Source organism: Leifsonia sp. NPDC058230, assembly GCF_042882245.1.
Lineage (GTDB): Bacteria > Actinomycetota > Actinomycetes > Actinomycetales > Microbacteriaceae > Leifsonia.
The window spans coordinates 668684-692579 of sequence record NZ_JBHVWM010000001.1 but is presented as its reverse complement, the minus strand read 5'-3'; the positions used below and the strand labels follow the sequence as shown (position 1 = coordinate 692579).

Here is a 23896-nt window from a genome sequence, read left to right as displayed (position 1 = left end):
TGGTCGGCTAGCGCACGGGCTCGAACTCACCGGGCCGCCACGTCCTGTCGAAGAACGGCTGCAGTGGGCTGTACAGGCGCAGGAGCACGAACCAGCCCCGCTCCGGATCCGTCTGGATCCAGTTGCCTCGTGAGACGCCGTCTGGCTGGGTCGGGCCGAAGTAGACCACCGTCGAACCGTCGGCCTCCGCCTCCGCCGCGGGCGATGGGAACGCCTGGCTGCCGGCGCGCGGATAGAGCTGGTCGGTCTGCAGCAGGGAACGGGTCTGGTTGTCGTAGACGTTCAGCGACCAGAACCGGGCGGCGGGGATGTCCTTCGGCAGGGTCACCCGATAGGTCTTCGAGCCGTCGAACGCGACGCCGTCTCGATCAATGTTGGCGACGAGGTATTGCGACCCGACATTCGTCAACCGCATGCACATGGCCGGAGTGATACAGGTCGCGGTGTAGAACATCGACGACCGCGAGTGCAGCTTGCGCGCCCCCTTGTTCGGGAACGGCTTGATCCCCTCGGGGGTGACCAGCGGTGGCGGGTTGAGGAACTCGTACCCGCCGTCGAAGAGCATGTTCCACCATGCGGAATCGGCGTCGTCGTAGTAGCGGAAATTGTCAGTCGGGTGGGCGCCCATCCCTACTGTGCGGGAGGCGGCGTTGCCGACCGCTGCCGCATCGTCGAGGATGCCGCGCAGACGGGTATCCGGCGCGAACTTCTCGTCTTTGACGATCCCGATCGCAGCGAACTGGCCGGCGATCTCGGGGTCGAGTGCCTCAGCGGGTTCAAGCTGAACCAGCGCATCGAGCAGCTCGTAGTGACCGAAGTCGGCTGGCGGGATGGTGTTGATCGCCAGCCCCGTACCTTCGACGAAGCGGGGACTGCGCGGGTCTGTCAGTTGACCGAGGGGTCCCTTGCCGTTGAGGAAGGACCCGACGCTGCTTCCGACACCGCCGGGGACGTAGGGGTAGATCTTCAGCTGCTTCTTGATTCGGTCGGCCGCAGGAGCTGGGTCGTTGCCCGGGTACTCGTTGATGAACGCGCGCCCGACCAGGAACGCATGGGTCGTGCGTGACTTGTGCACGTAGAAGCCGCCTTCGGGCAGCGGGCCGTCATAGCCTGGCGGGACCAACAGATACGTACCGCCCCGACCACGGTCCGGACCCGGTAGACCGAAGTCGGTGATCCAGCGGAACCACATGTCGTCGATGACGCCTAAGACGTCCGACGGGGTCTCCACCACCACCGGTCCCTTGCCGAGATCGAGGAAGATCCAAAAATAGACCGTGTCGGCGTTCCCGGTGAGGAACAACGACCTCGAGTCCATCAGCTTCGAGAAGATCAGCACGTCGCCGTCCTCGACGCCGACATCGTGGAATCCGTTCCGGATCGCCATAGTCGACACACCCTGGATGGTGTTCATGAAGGCGTCGACCCCGTGCACATAGTCGAGATGGTCGCGGAGCTTCGCCGCGGTGTCTCCTGCGGGATAGCCATCGACGAACTCCAGCGCCCCGATCGAGGTTTCTACGTGGGACGGGGTGGTGACGACAGGCGGGACCGTCGTCTTGGCTGCAACTTCGGTGGGCATCACAGTCTCCTTCGGCTCGATTCGTGCCTACCCACGCACGGTAAGGCTGACAGGAGTCTGCGGTCATCACCTGATCTACATGATGCGGAGCGCGGGGCATGGGTCTGAAATGGGCCGACAGCAATTCCGCTGCACAGCGATTCGATCGCTCAACGAAGGGAACCCATCATGACTGACCCGGCCGACGACGCCCCTGTACTGGACCTGCTCGCTCGCATGACGGCGGATTCTTTGGCCGCGTCCACTCTCGACCCCGAGACCCTGTTGCTGGTGCGGGTCGCCGCACTGGTCGCCGTCGGAGCTCCGCCTGTCTCATATGCGCTCAACCTCGAAGCCGCCGGTGCAGCCGGTCTCGATGCCGATGATTTACGGGGCGTCCTCACCGCGATCGCGCCCATCGTCGGCACTGCCCGGGTCGCTGCGGCGACGGGCAACATCGTCAAGGCACTCGCGGCTGAGATCGAGATCGCCGCCCTCGAAGACGAAGACGATGACGAGGGGCTCAGCTGATGAGTCCACAACCAGGAGTATCCGCGGAGACGGTCGCGTCCCTCTCAACGCCAGACCGCATCGAGAGCAGACTCGGCACACTGCAGTTCCAGGATGGCGCGCCCACCGACGCGACCGCCGACCTGCTCTACGACCACCTCGACTTCCTCCACGGCGTCGAAGCCTTCATCAACGCCTTCCGGGGTGCATCGACCACTGCCGTCCGTCGCGGCTTCCAGTCCATCGGTGTCGAGGACAACTCCGTGCTGATCTTCTCCGACCTCATGGACTCGAACTCACTGTTCCTGACCGCGAACTGCGACACCGTCTATGTTCTGAGCTTCCTCGATCTGAGCAACGGGCCGATGGTCGTCGACGTGCCGCCGCTTCCAGCGCCGTCGGGCATCCTCGGCACGGCCGACGACATGTGGTTCCGCTGGGTGACCGACATCGGCCTGCCGGGCCCCGATCGGGCCACCGGAGGCCACTATCTCTTCGTCGGCCCGGGCTACGACGGCCCGCTCCCCGATAGCGGCTTCCACGTGTCCCACTCCCGAACGACGAGAGTGATCCTCCTGCTCCGCGCGTTCATGATCGACAACGATCCGACCGTGCCCGTGAAGGTGATTCGCGATGGGCTCCGTATCCATCCGTATGTGCCCGGCGGACCCGGTACCGCCGTCGCCACCTTCCTCGCCGGCAAGGCGATGCTCGCCGGAGCCGCGCCGATCCCTGAGACACGCTTCATCGAGGGATCCGGTGTGGCGTTCAACACCATCCCGGCGAATGACTTCGGATACTGGGACCTCGTGAACGAACTCGTGCAGACCGAGCCGGTCGGCGCCGGCGACCCCGAAGTCCTCGGCCTGCTGGCGGCGGTGGGCATCGTCAAGGGACAACCGTTCGCCCCGGATGACCGGATGCGGAAGGTCCTGGAGGCCGCCGTCGTCGTGGGCAACGCGACCGCGCGAACCGTTTCGATCGCTCCGCGGGAAGAAGAGGGCTGGGCGTATTACCCCGGGTCGGGTTGGATGAACCCGCTCTTCACCTCCGGCTATGACTTCCTCGCTCCCCCGCCGCAGATCACTCCTCAGGGCGCTGTCCAGAGTCCCAGCGACGGAGCCCTGAAGCTCAACGCCAGGATCGCGTGGTTCTACCCGTACACCGGTGTCACACCGGCGATGTGCATGCGGCTGACCGGGATCGGATCCCAGTACATCTTCACCTTCCGCGACGGCGACGGGGCCTTCCTCGACGGCGGCCAGAACTACCGGCTGACCCTGCCTCCCGACATTCCTCAATCCCGGTTCTGGTCGGTGATGGCCTACGATCGCCAGACCCGTTCGATGCTCAAGACCGGCCAGCCGAAGCCCGATCTCGGCAGTCAGTCGGGAACGGTGGAGGAGAACTCCGACGGCTCGACCGACATCTACTTCGGGCCATCCGCGCCGGAGGGGAAAGAGAACAACTGGATGCAGACCGTGCCCGGCAAGGGCTACTTCGTCATCCTCCGCCTCTACAACCCCCTGCAGCCGTTCTTCGACAAGACGTGGCGGCCGAGCGAGATCGTGACCGTGTAGTCCCGCCTTCGACCCGACGCCAATCGACAAGAGGTGCTCCTATGAGCGAGTCATTCGTCTGGGGAACCGTCGCCGCCTCCTCGCTTGTCATCGGTGCGCTCCTCGCCTTCTGGGTGAAGATCTCCCACAAATGGGTCGGATTGATCATGGCCTTCGGTGCGGGTGTGCTCATCAGCGCGGTCGCCTTCGACCTCGTGGAGGAAGCGGCAGCAAAGTCGTCGGGCACCGGATGGGCGGCGGTGGGACTCTTCGCCGGTTGCATCGTCTTCTTCGGCGGAGACCGGCTGATCGACCGTCTCGGCGGAAGCCGACGCAAGGACGTCACCGGAGCGGGAGCCGCCGCCGCACAAGGCGGCGGAGCCTTGGCGATCGTCCTCGGCAGCGTTCTCGACGGCATCCCCGAGTCGATGGTCATCGGGCTGACGATCTTCCAGGGCGGCGCCGTCGGCATCGCCTACCTGGTCGCAGTCTTCATCTCCAACCTTCCGGAGTCGATCGCATCGACCTCCGGGCTGCTGACCAGCGGATGGAAGAAGAGCCGGGTGCTGTGGATGTGGATCGCGATCGCGTTGATCTCCGGCCTCGCCTCGCTCGCCGGCTACGGCATCTTCCAGAATTCGTCGGAGGACACGGTCGCTTTCGTCCTGGCGTTCGCCGCCGGCGCGATCCTCACCATGCTGGCCGACACGATGATGCCCGAGGCGTTCGAGCACGGCGGCAAGCTCGCCGGGATCGCCACCACGCTCGGCTTCGCCGTCGCCTTCACCGTGCACACGATCGCGTAGCCGATGCGCTCCGTGACGACGGCCGCGTTCGACGAGGCAGACTCGATGCGCCCCTCCGCCCGGGCAGCACCACCACGGCTATTGAGTCAAGGGGGTGCCGCGCCATACACTGCGACCGTGACCGAGATAACTCGTGTCACAGCTCCGAGTGTGGGCGCCCTCGATCAGCTGTTACTCGATACGAAGCTCGCGATTCCCCTCCCTCGCGCCGGGTTCGTCAGCCGCGCTGACCTCATTTCACGCGGGTCTCAGAGCGATCGGCGCGTGGTCGCCATCACTGCGCCGTCGGGATACGGGAAATCCACGCTCCTCTCGCAATGGGCCGCGGCGGAGGATCGTCCCGTCGCGTGGGTGTCGCTCGATCGCTTCGACGACGACCCGGCGGCGCTTCTCTTTCTCCTGGCTTCCGCGTTCGCGCGTGCCACCAACGCTGATCCGTCCCTGATCTCCGACATGCGCGGACCGGGCGGCGCGCTGCTCGGCCGCGCCGCACCTCGCCTTGCGAGTGCCTTTCGAACGAGTCCCCGCCCCTTCGTGATCATGCTCGACGATCTCCACGAACTCGATTCGCCCTCGTGTCACGACGTCTTGAGCGTGGTCCTCGGCGGTATCCCTCTGGGATCGCAGTTCATCGCGGCGAGTCGTGTCGAGCAACCGCACGTCCCTCGTCTCCGCTCCTCGGGCGACACGATCGAGTTCGGTGTGGACGACTTGGCCCTCGACGCCACGGGAGCACAGCGGATCTTCGCAGAAGAGAGCGTCGAGCTGGACGCCGTCCATGCGGACGCGGTCGCGGATCGCACCGAAGGCTGGCCCGTCGGCCTGCACTTGGCGGCCATCATCGCCCGCGACACCGACGATCTGACGACGGCCGTATCGGGCGATGACAGGTTCGTCGCCGACTACCTCTACCGCGAATCGCTGACAGGCCTCCCCGACGAGATCCAGCAATTCCTGCGGCGCACCTCCGTGCTCGATCAGTTCTCTGCCGAGCTGTGCGACGCCATCCTGCACGAAAGCGGCGCCCAAGCCCGGCTGCGAGACCTCGAGCGGTTGAACGTGTTCCTCGTCCCACTCGATCGCCACCGCGACTGGTACCGCTACCATTCCCTGTTCCGGGAGTTCCTCGCCGGGGAATTGCGCCGCACTGAGCCCGACCTCATCGGGGACCTTCATTCGCGCGCCGCAGACTGGTACGAAGTCAACGGCTCTCCCGCAAAGGCGATCGAACACCTGCTCGAGACATCCGACGTCGTCGCGTGCGTCCGCCTCGTCACCGAACTCGCCCTCCCGACCTACCAGGCGGGTCAGATGGAGACCGTCCACCGCTGGATCACGGCGCTCGGCGATGACGCAGTCGCGGCCTACCCGCCGCTTGCCGTTCTGACTGGCTGGATCGCCGTCATCTCCGGACACGCCGCCGAGGCGGACCGGTGGGCGCAAGTGATCGACCGAGCGTCATTCGACGGCGTCCCTGCGGACGGCACGGCGTCTTTCGCGTCAGCTAGAGCGATGTTGCGCTCGATGATGTGCACGGATGGGCCGGACCAGGCGGCGGCAGATGCTGCGTTCGGGCTGTCTCAGGAGTCGCTTGCGAGCGCCTGGCGGGACCAAGCAGTCTGCCTCGTCGCGGAGGCTCACCTGCTGATCGGCGAAGTCGATGAGGCAGAAGCCAGGTTCGCCGAGGCGACGGCGCTTGCCATCCCGGCAGGAAACATCGACGTGCAGGTGCTTTCGGACACAGAACGAGCGCTCATCCTGATGGACCACGGTCGATGGGTGGAAGCATCCGGCCTCGTCGATGGAGCGATGACCGCGATCGATGAGCATCGTCTCAACGACTACGCCATTTCGGTGCTGACCTTCTCTTCGGCAGCCAGACTCGCCCTCCATCGCGGCGACCTGCCGAGAGCGGCTCAAGAACTGACGAGAGCAATGCGAGCCCGGCAATACTGCACGTACGCGGCACCTGCTCTGGCGGTCCGGGCTCGCCTCAGTCTTGCGAGGACCTACGTGGCAGTCGGCGACGAGGCGACGGCCCACCACTTGATGCGCGAGATCGACGAGGTCCTGATGCGCCGCCCGCGGCTCGGCACGCTCACGGACGAGGTGGCCGCGTTCCGCACGATCATCGACACGGATGCGAGGGGCCCTGCTGGGGCGTCGCCTCTGACCCCGGCGGAGTTGCGGCTTCTGCCGTACCTGCAGACGCACCTGACCATCCCGGAGATCGGGGCGCGGCTGTTCGTTTCCCGCAACACGGTCAGCACCGAGGTGGGATCGATCTACCGCAAGCTCGGCGTCTCGTCGCGGAGCGACGCCGTGAACCGCGCCACGGCGATCGGCCTGCTCGGCGAATGAGCATCACCCGCGCTCCCGGTCAGTCCACGACATCCTCGAGGTCGTGGCCGAGCGCCAGGGCGACTTTCGGCGCGGCGGCGACGACGCGGGGTACGCCGACGATCGGGCTCACCCCGACCAGAACATCGACGATCTCGTCCGGCGATGCCCCCGCACTCACCGCAGCGTCAGCGTTCTCGCCGAAGGAGGGCTCAGCAGCGCCGATCGCCACCAGAGCGGCCAGTCTGGCCAGCGCCAGAGTCTTTGGATTGAGGCTGGTCGATTCGAGTCCCGAAGCGACCGCCTCGTCTCCAGCGCCTGCTTCGTTGATGGCCAGCCGGCGCAGCCGTCCCACGTAGTCCGATTCCACGTTGTCCTCCACATCGGTCGGCCTGTCGCTCCGGTGGTTCCACCACAATTGGACGACAATCCGGCCCGCATCGCCTCACGCAGATCAGGTGAATCAGCTGAGGCGAGCAACCGCAGAACGCCCGCAGGTCACGAGAGTGATGCCCGGGATGAGACCCGCCAGGTTGACGACCCGTTATCTGCTGCAGACGCCAACCGTAGTCCTGTGGGCTTCCAGATCTCAGTCGAGCCGAGCGAGCAGGTGGTCGCCCACGCGCAAGGCGTTGGCCATCGCTGTGAGGGCGGGGTTCACCGCTCCGATGCTGGGGAAGAAGCTGGTGTCGACGACGTACAGGTTGTCCACCTCGTACGCCTTGCAGTCGGCGTCGAGCACTGACGTTGCGGGATCATTTCCGAAGCGCACGGTGCCGGACTGGTGGGCGCAGCCCGCGACCGGGATGTCGTTCTTCATGTAGGCGTCGCGCGGGATCAGGTGATCAGGATGCATGCCCAGGTGGCTGAGGTGCTTCTTCACCCGGCTGTAGAGCTGCTCGAGAGCCTCCCGGTTGTTCTCTTTATACGTCAGCACGACGTTTCCGTCTTTACCCAGCGTGACTCGATTGTCAGGCAGGGGCAGATCCTCTGCAGAGATCCAGAAGTCGACGGCGTGTTCGGCCATCTCGACAAGGGCGAACTGGGGCGCGAGCTTGGCGATGCGCTTTTCGCCCCGATACATCGGAGGTGACGATTTCCCCACCATCTGCACGTTGCCCATCGGGTATTCGAAGTCGTCGTCGCCGAGATACCAGTCGTTGACGCCGAGAGTCTTCTGAAAGCGGGTGTCGTTCTTCTCGAGCGAGATCGCGAGGAAGGCCCGGCTGTTGTGGTACATGTAATTGCGTCCGACCTGGTCAGACCCGTTGGCGAGCCCGTTCGGGTGCTTGTCGTTCGCGCTGGACAGGAGAAGTTTCGCGGAGTTCGCCGCCCCGGCCGAGACGACCACGATCGACCCGGTGAACCTCTGCTCAGTGCCGTCGACGTCCGCGACCACCGACGTGACGGTGCGGCCCGACGGGTCGGTCTCGAGTCGTCGGACGAGCGCGTTGCGCACAAGGGTGACGTTTTCGTGCGTGATTGCGGGACGGACCGCGATCACGTCCGCGTCCGATTTCGCGTGCACCAGGCAGGGGAATCCATCGCAGGTGGCGCAGCGGATGCACGCACTGAAGGCCGGGTTCGCCTCATCGAGCATGATCCCGTTGGGCGTGTGGAAGGGATGCAGTCCCACTTTGCCCATTTCGTCGAACAGTTCCTGCATCCGGGGCTCGTGGGACACCGGCGGGAAAGGATACGGGCCACCGGGCGGGTCCGTCGGGTCCTCTCCGCGGATACCGTGCACCTGGTACAGATCCTCGGCCTGCGAATAGTACGGCGCGAGGTCGTTGTAGCCGATCGGCCACGCAGGCGAGATCCCACCGTGGTGCCTCAGCTCGCCGAAGTCCGCTTCCCGCAACCGGTACAGCGCAGCTCCGTAGAACTTCGTCGCTCCACCCACGAAGTAGTGGACCTGCGGCTGGAAGGATTTGCCGTGGTCGTCGTACCAGGTGTCCTTCGAGACGTAGCGGTTGTCGACGAAGACGGCGGTGGCATCCCAGTTCTGGGGTTCTCGGGGCAGCCAGTCGCCGCGTTCGAGGATCAGGACCCGCTTCCCGGAGGGTGCCAGCCGGTGCGCGAGCGTACCTCCACCGGCTCCGGATCCCACGATGATGACGTCGTATTCGTCGGCCATGATTGTCTCCTCACATTGACGACTTCGCTAAAGCGACAGCTCTTCGAGCCGGTCGGCGAGGATGATCCGTGCCGCGGCCTCGATGAGTGCGAGGTGGGAGAACGCCTGCGGGAAGTTCCCGAGGTGCCGGGAGCGTCCGACCTCGAACTCCTCCGCGTACAGGCCGAGCGGTGAAGCGATCCGCAGCAGCCGCTCGAGCAGGTCTGTGGCCTGCTCCCTCTCGCCCACCACGGAAAGCGCCGAGACCAGCCAGAATGAACAGATGAGGAAGGTGCCTTCCTTGCCGCTGAGCCCGTCGTCGGTCTCGCCGGTGACGTACCGCAGCACGAAGCCGTGTTCGGTGAGGTCGGATGCGATCGCGTCGACGGTGGCCTTCATCCGCTCGTCGCTGCCCGGCAGGAAGCCGAATATTGCCGCGAGCAGGGTCGAAGCATCCAATGCGTCGGTGTCGTAGTGCTGACGGAGCACCCCGCGGTCGCTCACGCCGTGCTCGAGGATGTCCGCCTTGATCTCTTCCGCGGCAGCCGCCCATGTCTTCTCGAGCTCGAGGTCTTCGCGGATCGCGGCGATCTTCGCGGCGCGGTCCAGTGCCACCCACTCCATCAGCTTCGAGGACACATAGTGCTGGGGTGCCCCGCGAGCCTCCCAGATGCCTTGGTCGGGTTCGCGCCACGACGCCAAGGCACCCTCGGCCTGCGCTTTCACGAGGGGCCACAGCCGTCGGGGAAGGTGCTGGTTCCGGCGCGTGTGCAGCAGGAGGGAGTCGAGGACAGCGCCGTAGACGTCGTTCTGGCGCTGGTTGAAGGCGCCGTTTCCGAGCCTGACGGGCCGCGCCCCTTCGTAGCCGGAGAGCTCGTCCCGGGTGGATTCGGTCAGGTCGCGTCTGCCGTCGATGCCGTACATGATCTGCAGGCCGCCGTCCTGGTCCGGTTCGAGGTCCGCAACGAATTGCATGAACTCGTCGGCCTCCCAGTCCAGGTTCAGAAAGTGCAGGGCTTGCAGGGTGAAGGTGGTGTCCCGCATCCACGTGTAGCGGTAGTCCCAGTTGCGCTCACCGCCCGGTGTCTCCGGCAGGGATGTGGTCAGTGCCGCGACAGTCGCACCGGTCGGCATGTAGGTGAGACCCTTGATCGTCAGAGCCGCCCGCTCCAGAGGGTGTCGTAGCGGGTGGTCGGGGATGCGCGCCCGCGCCAGCCAGCGCCGCCAGAAGTTGACTGTGCGGTCGATCCGCTCTGTCGCATCGTCGACATTCGTCGGAGCGGCGAACTCTTCAGCCCAGGACAGTGCGCAGTAAGCCTTCTCGCCTGCCTTGAGCGTGTGCCGGGCCCGGGCCGAGCTGCCCTCCAGGCCGATCGACATGTCGGTGCTCAGCTGGAACGTCTGTCCAGAACCGGTGGCTTCTGCGACGTGGCCGCCCTCGTCGACCAGCGTCCACTTGGCGGGCTCGCGCCCGTAGTCGAACGCGGGCTCGCAGATCAGCTCGACCTCGACCGAGCCTTCGAGGCACTCCACCAGTCGCACGAGGATATGCTCGGCGTCGTCGTCAGCAGGCGGCCTGGTGTGAGGCGTGACGCGATCGGGTCCGGTTCGCGGTCCCATTGTGAGGGCGTCGGTCACCCGCAGCCAGCCACCCGGCGTGTGCCAGGTGGTGGTCAACACGTTGGTCCCCGGCACGTACGACCGGTGTGTCGGCACGTTGATGCCGTACGGCCCGAACCGGAACGAGCCTGCTTCCCTGTCGAGCAGGTTCCCGAACGTGCTAGCCGAGTCGAACGCAGGGACGCACAGCCAGTCGACCGAACCGTCCGGAGCGATGAGCGCCCCTGTGTGGCAGTTCGACAGGAAGGCGTAGTCGGCGATGGGCGGGAACGGCGACTTCGTGAGGCTCATTTCGCGACCTCGTTCGAGTCGACGATCCAGGGGCCCTGCCATCCGCCGTGATCTGCAACCAGGGTCGACGCGATCGCGGGACCCCATGTTCCCGGTGCGTAGGGGTGCACGGACGGGGGATCATCGATCAGCGGCTGCATGATGCGCCAGTTCTCCTCCACCATGTCCTGTCGCTTGAACCGACCGGAATCGCCCACGATCGCAGCATGCAGCAGCACCTCATACGGCGTGGCACCTTCGCCGCCCTCATCGGCGAACTCCGCGTCGAGGGTGATCGCCCGCGGGCCTTGCCCGTCCGCCCGGTGAGCGTCGACGATCAGTCGCGCGCCGGTCGAGGGGTCCAGCTTGACGACGAACTCGTCACGCACTGGCTCCCGGTCCTGCCCGGCGCCCAGCCCGAGGTGGACCGGCGGCGGCTCCCGGAAGACGACGCGCAGTTCGGTCTGTGTGACCGGAAGCCGCTTGCCGGTCCGGATGTAGAACGGAACACCCTCCCACCGCCAGTTGTCGATCTCGAGCCTCAACGCTGCGTAGGTCTCCGTCGTCGATCCTTCTGCGACCCCCTTGATGTCCTGGTAACCCTCGTACTGGCCCCGAACGTAGTGCGCGGGATCAGCGGCCTTCACCGAACGGAACAGCGTGACCGCCGCATCACGCAATGCCTCGGAATCTTCTCCCGAGGGCGGCTCCATCGCGGCCGCGGCAACCACCTGCATGAGGTGGTTGACCACCACGTCGCGCAGTGCACCGACGGGGTCGTAGAAATGACCGCGGTCATCCACCCCGAAATCTTCGGCCATCGTGATCTCCACGCACTCCACGTAGCTGCGATTCCAGAGCGGTTCCAGGATGGTGTTGGCGAAGCGGAGGTAGAGGATCTCCTCGTAGCCCATCTTCCCGAGGTAGTGGTCGATCCGATACAGCTGTGCTTCGTCGAGATACTGGTGCAGTTCCGCGGCCAGCGCCTTGGCGGATTCGAGATCGTGACCGAACGGCTTCTCCACCACGACCCGGCCGGCGGCCGTGAGGCCGGCCTCCGCGAGTCCCTTTGCGACCCTGCCGAACAGGAACGGAGGGATCTCGAGGTAGAACACCGGATGCTGGGCCCCGCTGATCGCCTCACCCACACGTTGGTAGGTGGCATCGTCACCGAAGTCGCCCTGCACGTAGGCCAGCCGGCCGGCGAACCGCTTGAACACATCCTCGTCCAGCACTTCACCCGTGGCGACGATCGAATCCCGCGCGCGCTGCACCAGGTGATCCAGCGTCCAGTCGTCGACGGCCACGCCCACGATCGGACAGTCGAGCAGCCCCCTGAGTTCCAGTCGGTACAGCGAGCGGAACGTCATCACTCTGGCGAGGTCGCCTGTTATGCCGAAGATCACCAGGACGTCGGCGACCGACGACCACTGGTCTGCGCCGGTGGCAGGGGATGGGTCCGTGGCTGGTGCCGCGGATGTCCTCACCGAAGTTGAGCTTGTCATCGCTGTCTCCATTTTCTGAATCAGTTCACGGCGGGCGCCGAAGACTCGGGGGCTGAACGTTCGGCTGTGGGCGGCGCGCCGACGACGCGGCGGCGGAAGACCACGTAGGTGTAGCCCTGGTAGAGCAGCACGATCGGAAAGCAGACCAGGGCGACGATGCTCATCACGCTCAGCGCGTAGTCTCCGGATGCACTTCCCGCGACAGTCAGCGTGTTCGCGGCGCTCGTACTCGACACCAGAACGTTCGGGTAGAGGCTGACGAAGAGGGATGCGACGACGAGCGCGATGGCAACCGAACTGCCCGTGAACGCGAGCCCGTCACGTGCGCGGAACTGCGCGACCAGCGAAGCGAGCACGGCAACGAGCGAGATCGCGAGAAGCACGTAGGTTGCAGGTCCCGGATGCGCGACCAACGCCATCCACACCCCGAACACCACGACCATGCCGAGGCCGACGAACGAGACCACGTGGCCGAACCCGCGCGCGCGCCCGCGGACCGCATCCGTCGCCCGAAGTGCGAGGAACGTGGAGCCCTGCAGGAGGCAGAGCGCGAGTATGGTCAGGCCGGTCCAGACGCCGAAGCCGGTGAAGAGGCTCCAGAAGGTGCCGGTGAAGTTGCCGTCGCTGTCGATCGGCAGGCCGGCGAGCAGGTCGCCCAGCGCGAGACCCAGCACTGTCGGGGCGACGATGCTGCCTGCTGTCAGGCACAGGCTCCATCCCCACCGCCAGCTATCGCGACGACCCCGGCCGCGCCATTCGAACGAGATGCCGCGCACGATCAGGGCGACCAGTAGGAGCACGATGGCCAGGTAGGACGCGGAGATCCAGGTCGCATACCAGGCAGGGAACGCCGCGAAGATCGCCGCTGCCCCGACGACCAGCCAGACCTCGTTGCCGTCCCAGAACGGGCCGACGGTGTTGATGGCGACGCGACGTTCGGTCTCCGTGCGGCCGACGAACGAGTGGATGACGCCGACACCGAAGTCGAAGCCTTCGAGAACGAAGAACCCTGTCCAGAAGACGGCGATGATGATGAACCACACGTCGGCGAGATTCACGGGGTCCTCCTCATCTGCTCAGGTCGGTCAGTACGTCAGTACCGGGGTGTCGGTGTGGGCGTCGTGATCGGCGTCCTCGTCGATCTGCTCGAGATCGCGGCGCCCGTACCGCAGCATCAGCACGACATCGAGCACGGCAAGCACGACGTAGACGATGAAGAACACAGCCAGACTGATGATGAGCTCAGTGGCGGAGACACTCGGCGAGGCACCGTCGGCCGTCTTCATCAGCCCCTGCACGATCCACGGTTGTCGCCCGTTCTCGGTGAGAAACCAGCCGGCCGTGTTCATGATGAACGGGATCGGCACGGCCCACGTCGCGATGACGAGGAACAGGCGCGAGGTCGGCAGCTTTCGGCGCAGGGCTATCCAGCCACCCCAGAGGGCGAACAGGAGCACGAGGGAACCGAGGTAGGCCATGACACGCATCCCCCAGTACTGGATGAACACATTCGGCACGTAGTTGCCCGGCCCATATTGGTCGACCGACTGCTGTTGCAGTTCGTTCAGGCCGACAACCTTGCCGTCCCACGTACCGGTCGCCAGCAGCGACAGCAAATGCGGTACCTCGATGATCTTCGTCGGTGTCTCATCGTTGTTGCCGCCGCCGATCTGGAACAACGAGAACGAACACGGCTGGCACGTCGTCCACTGCGCTTCGGCGGCGGCGATCTTCATCGGCTGATACGTGGTCTCGACGACGCCCAGGTAGCTTCCGACGCCGAGTTGGATTGCGGATAGCGGCACCAGCACCACAAGCGACAGGACTGCGGATGTCTTGAACGGCATCCGCCCACGCCTCAACTGCCACGCCGAGACGGCCAGCATCACCATCGCCCCGGTGATCAGCGAGGCGATGATCACGTGAATGTATCCCCACACGAACACCTGGTTGGTGAACAGGTCGCCGATCGAATTGAGCACCGGCCGCCCCGTAGCCGAATCGGTCGCGTATCCGACCGGATGCTGCATCCACGAGTTCGCGGCCATGATGAAGGCGGCGGACAGCATCGCGCCTGCCACCACCAGCCAGACCGAGAGCAGGTGAACGCCGCGGGGCAGCACGTTCCAGCCGAACACCCACAAGCCCAGGAAGGTCGACTCCAGGAAGAACGCGGCCAGCCCCTCCATCGCGAGCGGGGCGCCGAACACGTCACCCACGAACACCGAGTACTTCGACCAGTTCATACCGAACTGAAACTCCTGAACGAGACCGGTTACTACGCCGATCGCGACATTGATCAGCAGGAGAGTTCCGAAGAACCTGGTGAGGCGCTTCTGGCGCGGATCGCCCGAACGGAACCACGAAGTGTGGAGCAGCGCGACGAGAAAAGCCAGCCCGATCGTGACCGGTACGAAGAAAAAGTGGTAGATGCTCGTCGACGCGAACTGCAAGCGAGCCAGATCGACCAGATCCACGATAACGGCCCCTTCCGGTCCGTTCATCCGGGCATTGCAACCCGTCGAGCGTGTTCACGGCTCGGTCCGGGCTGCGGTTGCGGTCGGAACCGGTGGTCGCGCGCCCCAGTCTGCTCGCTTCCGAAGCCCGCGCGCAACGCTTTCACGGAATCGCTTTCAGATCGCTCCCAGTCCAACGAGTACGCGTGCAGGGATGAACACGTCCAGACTCTCCGCTCTGATCATCCTCATTGGGTGACGACTGGACGCGCTCTGCGGATCAGGATGTGAGCGAACGAATCTCGGACAGATCTACCGGCGCACCGCCGACGATGAGAGGAACTCCGTGACTACTGACAGGCCGAACGTGCTGCTGATCATGGCTGATGACATCGGCTGGTTCGACATCGGGGCGTATCACCGGGGGATCATGGGCACCACGACGCCGAACATTGACCGGATCGGAGCTGAGGGCACGATCATGACGGACAACTACGCTCAGGCGAGTTGTACCGCCGGCCGGGCGGCGTTCATCACCGGTCAGATCCCTATGCGCACCGGCATGACGTCGGTGGGTCTTCCCGGTGCGGAGCAGGGCATCCAGCCGGAGGACCCGACGCTTGCGGAGTTGATCAAGCCCCAGGGGTACCGGACCGCGCAGATCGGCAAGAATCATCTCGGGGACCGCAACAAGTTCCTTCCGACCGTGCACGGCTTCGACGAGTTCTATGGAAACCTCTACCACTTGAACGCGGAGGAGGAGCCGGAACAGCCGGAGTATCCGCGGCAGCTGCCGATCATGCAGCAGTTGTTCATGCCGCGCGGTGTGCTGGAATGCAAGGCAACCGACGTGGACGACCCGACCGAGGATCCCCGGTTCGGGACGGTCGGCAAGCAGACGATCAAGGATTCCGGTCCGCTGACGCGCAAGCGGATGGAGACCATCGAGGACGACCTTCTGGCGCATTCCCTCGATTTCATTCAACGTGCTCACGACGCCGGTGAACCGTTCCTGTTGTGGCATAACACGACCAGGATGCACGTGTGGACGCGGCTGTCGGAGAGGTGGAAGGACAAGACGGGTCTTGGTGTGTACGCCGACGGCATGCAGGAGCTGGATTGGGTGGTCGGTGAACTGCTCGGCAGGCTCGATGAACTCGGGATCGCGGACAATACGATCGTCGTCTTCGCCAGCGACAACGGCGCCGAGGCGTTCACCTGGCCGGACGGCGGCACGTCCCCGTTCCGTGGTGAGAAGGGGCTCGGCTGGGAGGGTGGATTCCGTTCGCCTCTGCTCATCCGATGGCCCGGTCATATCGGTGCTGGTCAGGTGCTGAACGGGATCATGTCGCTGGAGGACATCGTGCCGACGATCATGGCCGCGGCCGGTGTCCCCGATGTGAAGGAGCAGCTGCTGGAGGGGTACCAGGCGGGCGACAAGCACTTCCGAGTGCACCTCGACGGCTACAACCAACTTCCCTACCTCTCAGGTGAGGTCGAGGAGTCGCCTCGGCACGAGTTCTTCTACTACGGCGAGCACGAACTCTTCGCGCTGCGTTACAACAACTGGAAGGTGCACTTCCAGGTGAAAGACGACTGGTTCGCGGGGGCGCTTCTGCGACCGACAGTGCCTGAACCGGTGAATCTTCGCGCGGATCCGTTCGAACGTCACATGACGGCGCCGGCCTACCCGCTGTATGCCGGTGAGAAGCTGTGGACTGTGCTTCCGGCTGCGGCTCTCGTGAAGCAGCATGTTGACACGTTCACGGAGTTTCCGCCGCGGCAGGCACCGCCGAACTTCAACCCGCAGGCGATGGTGCAGGCAGCAATGGACGCGGCGGCGAACCGGAATGGCAACTGACCCCACCACCGGGATGGTCTGGCTGCCGGGCGGAACTTTCACGATGGGGTCAGACAGCCACTACCCGGAGGAGGCGCCGGCGCACACCGTCGCGGTCGGACCGTTCTGGATCGACCCGCTCGCGGTGACGAACGAGCAGTTCGGCGCGTTCGTCACCGCGACCGGCTATGTCACGGTCGCGGAGCGCCGCCCCGATCCCGCGGACTACCCGGGCGCCTCCGAAGAGATGCTCGTACCTGCCTCGACCGTGTTCGTCCAACCCGCGCACCGCGTCGACCTCGCCAATCCGTACAACTGGTGGACCTACGTTCCGGGTGCGCAGTGGCGCCATCCCCAAGGACCCGACAGTTCCATCGCCGGCCTGCACGATCACCCAGTCGTGCACGTCGCTTGGGAGGATGTGCTCGCCTACGCCACCTGGGCAGGCAAAGAACTACCCACCGAAGCCGAGTGGGAGTTCGCCGCGCGCGGCGGGCTCGACGGCGCTCCGTATGCCTGGGGGGACGAATTCACTCCCGGCGGCAAGGCGATGGCGAACACCTGGCAGGGTGAATTCCCCATCGAGAACACCCGAGTCGACGGCTTCGAGCGAACCGCTCCCGTCGGCTCCTTCCCGCCCAACGGCTACGGACTGATGGACATGATCGGCAACGTCTGGGAATGGACCGCAGACTGGTACGGCCCACACGAGCACATGGCCCACGCCTGCTGCAGCGTCGACAACCCCCACGGCGCCCGCCCCGAAGACAGCGTCGACCCCGCCATGCACGGCATCACCATCCCCCGCAAGGTGATGAAGGGCGGATCACACCTGTGCGCACCCAACTACTGCCAACGCTACCGACCAGCAGCACGGATGCCGCAACACCTCGACACGGGCACATCCCACCTCGGCTTCAGGTGCATCGTGCGCGCGTCAACCGGCCACGTGCGGGTCGGCACGGGCCGCGAAGCGGACTAGCCCGGTGGTTCCACCACGATTGGACGACAATCCTGCTGGCATCGCCTCACGCAGATCAGGTGAAGTGCGGAGACGGTGGGATTTGAACCCACGGTGCCCTGTAAAGGGCACTCCACCTTAGCAGGGTGGTGCACTAGGCCGAACTATGCGACGTCTCCTGAGCGTCCGCGAGCGAACGCACGACAGCCATCATAACGGACGCCCGAGCGTGTTTCGGACAGTCCTTTTGCAGGTTAGGCGGCGAAGCCTCCGGTGTAGCCGGGGGCGAAGCGGTAGAGAGTGTCGAACGCCAGCGAGATCCAGGCGATGCCGATGACGAAGCTCGCGACGACGATCCCGATGCTCACCCAGATCGGCGCGAGGCCGCGGCCCGAGGCGACCCGGCGCACAATCACCGAGCGGCCGATGACGTAGACGAAGGAGGACAGGAACGCCCACGCCCAGTGGAACGGACGATCCACACCCGTGCGCTTGAGTTCGCGGTAGTCGAGCCAGGCGAACACGACCATGAGGCCGTAGCTGAGCCAGCTGACGATGATGATCGTGAAGTACGCCCAGTTGAAGATCCCGAACTGGTACGAGAAGTTCTGGAGGTCGCGTTCCGTGCGGATGGAGGCCATCCCCGTGAAAGGGTTCCAGAACGGCAGAAGGAGACTGGGCAGGATGGGCAGCGCCACCACGAGCCAGATCCAGACGTTGTAGATGCGCGCGCCGGGCGCGAGCTGCCGACGCTCAGGGGCGAAGGATGCGCCGGCATACGGCACAGCGGGAGCGGCACCGTAGGCGGGCTGGCCGTATCCGGGCTGCACATACGTCTGCTGCGCGGGAGCGGTCGGCTGCACGGGCGCCGCCGGCTGCGCTGCGGGGAGGTAGTTCTCGGTCCAGCGCACGCCGTCCCACCAGCGGAGCTGCTGCGATCCGCTCGGGTCGGTGTACCAACCGGCCGGGGTCTGTCCGTTCGTGTTGCTCATCGCGCCTCCTCGGGCCCGGGCCATCTCGCGGCCCATCCGCACCGATGCTATCGGTGCAAGTCTTTGGATCGGCCGAGGATCACGCGCGTCGAGCCGACGGTCGCAACGACAGCGCCGTCCGTGCGCCCCCTCAGCTGCCGAGCGAACCGGTCAGCCGACCGTGGAAGGTGCGGCTGTGCGTGTTGAGGCCGGTCAGCTCGACCGTGGCGCCGTGCTTCTCGTACTTCGTCGCGACAGAGTCGAGAGCGGCGACGCTGGAGGCGTCCCAGACGTGCGAGCCGCTGAGGTCGATGATCACACGCCTCGGGTCTTCCGCGTACGAGAACTGCTCCACCAGGTCGTTGCTCGAACCGAAGAAGAGCGGTCCGAGCACCCGATATCGGGCGATCTCACCGCCGGGCTCGAGGATGCGCTCGACCCGCACGACGTGCGCGATGCGGCGCGCGAACAACACCAGCGCCAGCAGGACGCCGACTCCGACGCCGATCGCGAGGTTGCCGGTCGCCACCACGACGGCGACCGTCACGAGCATCACGAGCGTCTCCGGCACGGGCATCCGGCGCAGCGTGGACGGGCGCACGCTGTGCCAGTCGACCGTCTGCAGTGCCACGATCATCATCACCGCGGCGAGCGCCGCCATCGGTATCGCCGCCATCACCGGCGAGAGCACCCCGATGAGAAGCAGCAGGAACAGTCCGGCGACCAGGGTGGAGATGCGGGTGCGCGCCCGACCGATCTGGACATTGACGACGGTCTGACCGATCATCGCGCAGCCGGCGACCCCGCCCCAGAGCCCGGCGAGGATGTTCGCGACACCGAGCCCCCACGACTCACGGCCCTTGGCCGAACGGCTGTCGGTGAGCTCGTCGACGAGTTTCGCCGTCAGCAGGGTCTCCAACAAGCCGACCAGGGCGGCGGCGAATGCGGTCGGCGCGATGATCTGCAGGGTCTGCAGGTCGAACGGGACGGTCCACGGAGTGATCCCCGGCAGCACGCCGCTCACCGTACCCTCGTCGCCGACGGTCGGCACGTTCATCCCGAGCACCATCACTGCCCCGGTCACGACGACGATCGCAACGAGCGGCGCCGGGACGGACTTCGTGAACCTCGGGAGGAACACCACGATCAGCACGGTGACGGCGAACAGCGGATAGACCTGCCAGGGCACATCCACGACGTGCTGCAGCTGCGCCACGAAGATCAGCACGCCGAGCGCGTTCACGAACCCGATCATCACCGACCGGGGGATGTACCGCACGAGCTTGGCCAGACCGGCCGCCCCGAATGCGATCTGGATGAGGCCAGCGAGCAGCACGGCCGGGAGCACGTATCCCGTGCCATGGGCGTGCACCATCGGCGCGAGCACGAGTGCGACCGAGCCGGCCGCGGCCGTGACCATCGCCGGTCGGCCGCCCAGGAACGACATGGCGATCGCGAGAACGACGGACGAGACCAGGGCGACGTCGGGACCGACGCCCGAGATGATCGAGAACGAGATCACTTCGGGGATGAGCGCGAGCGTCGTCACGATCCCCGCGAGAACCTCGGTGGCGAGCAGCCGAGGGCGGCGCAGCACGGCCAGCATCGGAACCTGGCCGTTCGGCAGACGGAACGCAGTCGACGGCGGCGCGGACGGGGCTAAGGGCATCGGGGTCACGCGCCGGCAGCCGCGCGGGCCGCGCGGCAGTCCTTTCGGCAGCGGGTGAATAGACCCACGGAGTCTACCGGCCCCGCGCCGTGGCGACAGCCGCCGTAGGGGCGACGAGTGGTTGACACTGCATTCGTGAGCCGAGGAGGCTATGAGGACGCAACGTTGCCGTCTCCGGAAGGAAGATCATGAGCATCACCGAGCAATCCGCAGGAAAGCCGACAGTTGTTCTCGTTCACGGCGCGTTCGCCGAATCGGCCAGCTGGAACGGGGTGATAGCGGGGCTGCTCGGCGAGGGGTTCCCCGCGGTCGCCGTCGCGAACCCACTTCGTGGCGTGACGTCCGACTCCGAGTATCTGCGCGCCCTGCTGAGGGACATCACCGGCGACATCATCCTCGTCGGCCACTCCTACGGCGGGACGATCATTAGCGGAGGCGGAACGGACAACCCCAACGTCAAGGCACTCGTCTTCGTCGGAGCGTTCGCACCCGAAGCGGGCGAGACCCCCGGAGAGCTCGCGGCCAAGCTCCCGGGCTCGACGCTGGGAGAGACACTCACCTCGGTTGCCGTGCCCGGCGGTGGCAACGACCTCTACATCATGCAGGGCAGGTATCACGCGCAGTTCGCTGCGGACTCCTCCGCCGAGGTCGCCGATGTCATGGCCGTCACACAGCGGCCGATCCTCGAATCCGCCTTCGGCGAGCAATCCGGTGAGCCGGCCTGGAAGACGGTGCCGTCCTGGTTCCTGTTCGGCGCTGAGGATCGGAACATCCCGGTCGCAACGCATCGCTTCATGGCCGAACGCGCCGGATCGAAGAAGACCGTCGAGCTCGCGGGAGGCTCCCACACCGTCGGCATTCCCGAAGCGGCCAAGGTGGTGGACCTCATCCGCGAGGCCGCCGCAGCGGTCGCCTGACGACCATGTCGTCTTCACTCCCCCATCCGGCGCACGACCCGGAGTCGAACAGCTCGGACGAGCTGACCCGCAACCTCACGAGAACCGAGATCCAGCACGCGGGTTCGTCGATCCCCGGCCGAGACATCGTCCAGGTGCTGACCGAGATCCCCGTCGATGTCTCATCCGGATGGCACCACCATCCGGGCGAAGAGGTCGGCTACATCATCGCCGGCACCGTGCGAATGGAACGCCGGGACGGTGACACCCAGATCCTCTCCGCCGGCGACGGATTCCTCATTCCTCCCGGGGTGCCGCACAACGCGACCGACCTCGGGCCCGACACCGGCCGGATGCTGTCCACCTACATCGTGGAAGCGGGCCGCCCCGTCTCCACACTGGAGACGTGATCGTCGGCGGTCAGGAACCCGAACACGGCCTGGTGGTACTGCTCGGGCTGCTCGGTGTTCACCAGATGCCCTGATCCGACGATCACATGCAGGCGGGCGCGCGGGATCTCTGAGGCGAGAGTCTTCGCATCCCCGACGGGCACCAGGGCGTCCAGCTCCCCGGCGACCAGCAGCGTCGGGGCGTGGATGGACGCGACCCGGCCGCGCGCATCGAACGCCTTCTGCGCGAGGTACAGGGCGCGCCAGTCCTCCATCGACTGGTCGTCGGCCGCGTCATCCGGAAGCTCGAAGTAGGGTGCATTGTCCGGATCGGCGACGAAAGACGGCGAGAACAGCCACGGCACGATCAAGTCGAACATGTGCTTCGCCGACCGGTCCTGCTCGTACACGGCGAGCACCGCATCCAGGAACAGCTCGGCCTGTCGGTGCATGCGCGCATACGTCGACACCAGCACGAGTCTGTTGAGCCGGTCAGGATGGCGTAGTGCGAACTCCTGGGCGACCAGACCGCCCAGCGAGAATCCGACGACATGCGCACTGTCGACGCCGGCATCGTCCAGAACCGCGACGACGTCGTCAGCGAGGTCGGCGATCGTGAGGTCGCTCCCGGTGGAGGGTGTGCCGCCCGACCCTCGCAGGTCGATCGCGATCAGGCGCATCCCCCCGGACCACGCGGCGATCTCCGGCTCCCAGAAGTCGGCGTCGCCACCCAGACCGTGCAACAGGACGACGGCCGGACCCGAGCCGACGACCGTCCAGTGGATCGGCCCAGCAGGGCCGGAGGTGATGGACATGCGGGTAAGACTACAAGCCCATCGTGACACCGGACGCTTGCGTACCTCCAGTCAAAAGGACCAGAATGAAACGAAACGGTTTCGTTCTGAATGGAGAATGTCGTTGGAACTTTCGAATACGCGCCGACGAGCCGCCTTGACGTCATTGGTGCTCGCGGTGTCGGTCGTGTTGCTGGGGAGCACCATCCTCAACGTCGCGCTGCCCGAGATGTCCCTGGCCATGACACTGACTCCCGCGGGGCAGCAATGGGTACTCAACAGCTACACGCTCACATTTGCGGGATTTCTTCTGATTGCCGGAACGATCGGCGATCGGATCGGGCTCACTCGGACTCTCCTGATCGGACTCGCCGGATTCACTGCCGCAGCCGTCCTGGCATCTCTGCCGACCTCAGTCGGTTTCGTCATCGCCATGCGAGCACTGATGGGCGTCTTCGCAGCCGCGATCATGCCGACGACGCTGGCGATCATTCTGCGCATGTATCCGCCGGAGAGGCGTGCCGGCGCGATCGTGGTGTGGGCTGCCGCATCCGGGGTCTCCATCTCCGCAGGACCGATCGCGGGAGGACTGATGTTGAGCGCGGGCCTCTGGTGGGGGTCTGTGCTGGCGCTGGTCGCTGCACTCGCGCTTCTCGCTTTCGTCGGCTCGGCAGCATTCGTGCCGCGTCTGCCCGCCTCCGGAACGGGAGAGCTCCGATTCCTCCCCGTGCTCCTGTCCATCACCGGAGTGGGCCTGCTGGTTCTCGGGCTCACGAATGGACAGACCGACGGGTGGCTGAGCTACACGAGCCTCGGGTCCGCTGGCGCAGGTTTGATTCTCCTGGTCTGCCTGGTGGGGATCGAGGCCCGGCGCCGGGACGCCCTGGTCGACGTGCGCTTGTTCGGCGATCGGAACTTCACCGTCTCCGTCCTCGCATTGAGCGTGGCTGCCCTGGTGACATTCGGCGCCATGTATCTCTTGACCTTCTACCTTCAGGTGGCGCGAGGCTTTACGCCGCTGCAGGCCGGTCTGCTCTTCCTTCCGATGTCTGCAGGGCTCGTCTTCGGAGCTCCCGTGTCACGGCGACTCGTGGTTCGATTCGGCACCGGGCCGACCATCACGATCGGCCTGCTCCTGATCGGCGCGGCGATGGTCGTCGTCTCCATCTACTCGACGGCGACCTCGGTCATCCTGCTCTTAGTCGTGTTCCTCGCCCTAGCCCTCGGCTTTTCTCTCGTATTGAGTCCGGGAACGACGGCGGCTATGGAATCCGTGCCCCCGGCGCGGGTCGGGGCGGGGTCAGCGCTCCTCAACACGGCCAGACAGATCGCGAGCGCTCTGGGCATCGCGATTCTCGGCTCGATCCTGTGGTCTGTATACGGCTCGAACGTCACTCCTGCCCTGTCCGATCTAGCCAGCCCCGCGCGCCGAACCGTACGCCAATCACTCTCCGGCGCACTCGCGGTCCTCCATGATCACGCAGGGATCATTGCGGCCCACGACGCCTTCTTCACAGCCCTGCACGTCACCGCGCTGGTGGCAGGAGGTGCTGCCCTGTTGTGCGCCGTCGTGGTCGGAGTGACCGTAGGCGTCAGCGGACGCAGCCTGAAAGCGGCTCACAACTAGGCTTCT

The 23896-nt window shown here is 65.6% G+C and carries 19 protein-coding genes and 1 tRNA gene; 9 read left to right on the top strand and 11 right to left on the bottom strand.

What is annotated here, in order from left to right:
• Positions 1 to 7 precede the first annotated feature (7 nt).
• Positions 8 to 1582, bottom strand: coding sequence for a DUF1254 domain-containing protein (locus ACFVV0_RS03500; RefSeq protein WP_387058270.1), 1575 nt, complete (start codon positions 1580 to 1582; stop codon positions 8 to 10).
• A 168-nt stretch (positions 1583 to 1750) separates the two neighbouring features.
• On the opposite strand from ACFVV0_RS03500, the gene ACFVV0_RS03495 reads away from it, so the two are divergent.
• The 4 genes from ACFVV0_RS03495 (at position 1751) to ACFVV0_RS03480 (ending at position 6797) form a co-directional block, all read left to right on the top strand.
• Positions 1751 to 2092, top strand: coding sequence for a carboxymuconolactone decarboxylase family protein (locus ACFVV0_RS03495; protein WP_387058266.1), 342 nt, complete (start codon positions 1751 to 1753; stop codon positions 2090 to 2092).
• Entirely contained in the window at positions 2092 to 3651 is a 1560-nt protein-coding gene (locus ACFVV0_RS03490; protein ID WP_387058263.1) for a DUF1254 domain-containing protein, read from the top strand. Before ACFVV0_RS03495 ends, ACFVV0_RS03490 begins: the two co-directional genes overlap by 1 nt.
• 41 nt (positions 3652 to 3692) lie before the next feature.
• Positions 3693 to 4436, top strand: a complete 744-nt coding sequence (locus ACFVV0_RS03485; protein WP_387058260.1) for a ZIP family metal transporter — start codon at positions 3693 to 3695, stop codon at positions 4434 to 4436.
• A gap of 117 nt (positions 4437 to 4553) precedes the next feature.
• Positions 4554 to 6797: a LuxR C-terminal-related transcriptional regulator gene (locus tag ACFVV0_RS03480; protein ID WP_387058257.1), complete on the top strand. Its 2244-nt coding sequence runs from the start codon at positions 4554 to 4556 to the stop codon at positions 6795 to 6797.
• Positions 6798 to 6816: 19 nt separating this feature from the next.
• Here ACFVV0_RS03480 and ACFVV0_RS03475 read toward each other — a convergent pair whose 3' ends face one another.
• From ACFVV0_RS03475 to ACFVV0_RS03450, 6 genes are all read right to left on the bottom strand, one after another.
• Positions 6817 to 7146, bottom strand: a complete 330-nt coding sequence (locus ACFVV0_RS03475; RefSeq protein ID WP_387058254.1) for a carboxymuconolactone decarboxylase family protein — start codon at positions 7144 to 7146, stop codon at positions 6817 to 6819.
• A 219-nt stretch (positions 7147 to 7365) separates the two neighbouring features.
• Positions 7366 to 8913, bottom strand: coding sequence for a GMC family oxidoreductase (locus tag ACFVV0_RS03470; protein ID WP_387058252.1), 1548 nt, complete (start codon positions 8911 to 8913; stop codon positions 7366 to 7368).
• Between the two features lie 27 nt (positions 8914 to 8940).
• Positions 8941 to 10803 (bottom strand): glycoside hydrolase family 15 protein, encoded by a 1863-nt coding sequence (locus ACFVV0_RS03465; protein WP_387058249.1) that lies wholly within the window; start codon positions 10801 to 10803, stop codon positions 8941 to 8943.
• A complete protein-coding gene (gene zwf, locus ACFVV0_RS03460; protein WP_387058246.1) occupies positions 10800 to 12287 on the bottom strand; it encodes a glucose-6-phosphate dehydrogenase in 1488 nt (495 codons plus the stop codon). Before zwf ends, ACFVV0_RS03465 begins: the two co-directional genes overlap by 4 nt.
• A 20-nt stretch (positions 12288 to 12307) precedes the next feature.
• A complete protein-coding gene (cydB, locus tag ACFVV0_RS03455; protein WP_387058243.1) occupies positions 12308 to 13345 on the bottom strand; it encodes a cytochrome d ubiquinol oxidase subunit II in 1038 nt (345 codons plus the stop codon).
• A 27-nt stretch (positions 13346 to 13372) separates the two neighbouring features.
• On the bottom strand, positions 13373 to 14764 hold the full coding sequence (locus tag ACFVV0_RS03450; RefSeq protein WP_387058240.1) for a cytochrome ubiquinol oxidase subunit I: 1392 nt from the start codon (positions 14762 to 14764) through the stop codon (positions 13373 to 13375).
• Between the two features lie 325 nt (positions 14765 to 15089).
• Here ACFVV0_RS03450 and ACFVV0_RS03445 point away from each other — a divergent pair, with 325 nt between their 5' ends.
• Positions 15090 to 16604 (top strand): arylsulfatase, encoded by a 1515-nt coding sequence (locus tag ACFVV0_RS03445; RefSeq protein ID WP_387058237.1) that lies wholly within the window; start codon positions 15090 to 15092, stop codon positions 16602 to 16604.
• Positions 16594 to 17565, top strand: a complete 972-nt coding sequence (locus ACFVV0_RS03440; RefSeq protein WP_387058235.1) for a formylglycine-generating enzyme family protein — start codon at positions 16594 to 16596, stop codon at positions 17563 to 17565. The genes ACFVV0_RS03445 and ACFVV0_RS03440 overlap by 11 nt, the downstream gene beginning before the upstream one ends.
• Positions 17566 to 17632: 67 nt before the next feature.
• Here ACFVV0_RS03440 and ACFVV0_RS03435 read toward each other — a convergent pair.
• The 3 genes from ACFVV0_RS03435 to ACFVV0_RS03425 form a co-directional block, all read right to left on the bottom strand.
• A tRNA-Ser gene (locus tag ACFVV0_RS03435) sits at positions 17633 to 17723 on the bottom strand.
• Positions 17724 to 17798: 75 nt separating this feature from the next.
• Entirely contained in the window at positions 17799 to 18536 is a 738-nt protein-coding gene (locus tag ACFVV0_RS03430; RefSeq protein WP_387058232.1) for a DUF2510 domain-containing protein, read from the bottom strand.
• Between the two features lie 130 nt (positions 18537 to 18666).
• Complete coding sequence (locus ACFVV0_RS03425; protein ID WP_387058230.1) at positions 18667 to 20184, bottom strand: SulP family inorganic anion transporter; 1518 nt, start codon at positions 20182 to 20184, stop codon at positions 18667 to 18669.
• Between the two features lie 188 nt (positions 20185 to 20372).
• On the opposite strand from ACFVV0_RS03425, the gene ACFVV0_RS03420 reads away from it, so the two are divergent.
• Complete coding sequence (locus ACFVV0_RS03420; protein WP_387058228.1) at positions 20373 to 21101, top strand: alpha/beta fold hydrolase; 729 nt, start codon at positions 20373 to 20375, stop codon at positions 21099 to 21101.
• A gap of 5 nt (positions 21102 to 21106) precedes the next feature.
• Positions 21107 to 21490, top strand: coding sequence for a cupin domain-containing protein (locus ACFVV0_RS03415; RefSeq protein ID WP_387058226.1), 384 nt, complete (start codon positions 21107 to 21109; stop codon positions 21488 to 21490).
• On the opposite strand, the gene ACFVV0_RS03410 is transcribed toward ACFVV0_RS03415, so the two are convergent.
• On the bottom strand, positions 21445 to 22284 hold the full coding sequence (locus ACFVV0_RS03410) for an alpha/beta fold hydrolase (protein ID WP_387058224.1): 840 nt from the start codon (positions 22282 to 22284) through the stop codon (positions 21445 to 21447). The genes ACFVV0_RS03415 and ACFVV0_RS03410 overlap by 46 nt on opposite strands.
• Positions 22285 to 22420: 136 nt before the next feature.
• Between ACFVV0_RS03410 and ACFVV0_RS03405 the strand changes: the two genes are divergently transcribed.
• A complete protein-coding gene (locus ACFVV0_RS03405; protein ID WP_387058221.1) occupies positions 22421 to 23890 on the top strand; it encodes an MFS transporter in 1470 nt (489 codons plus the stop codon).
• Positions 23891 to 23896: the final 6 nt, after the last annotated feature.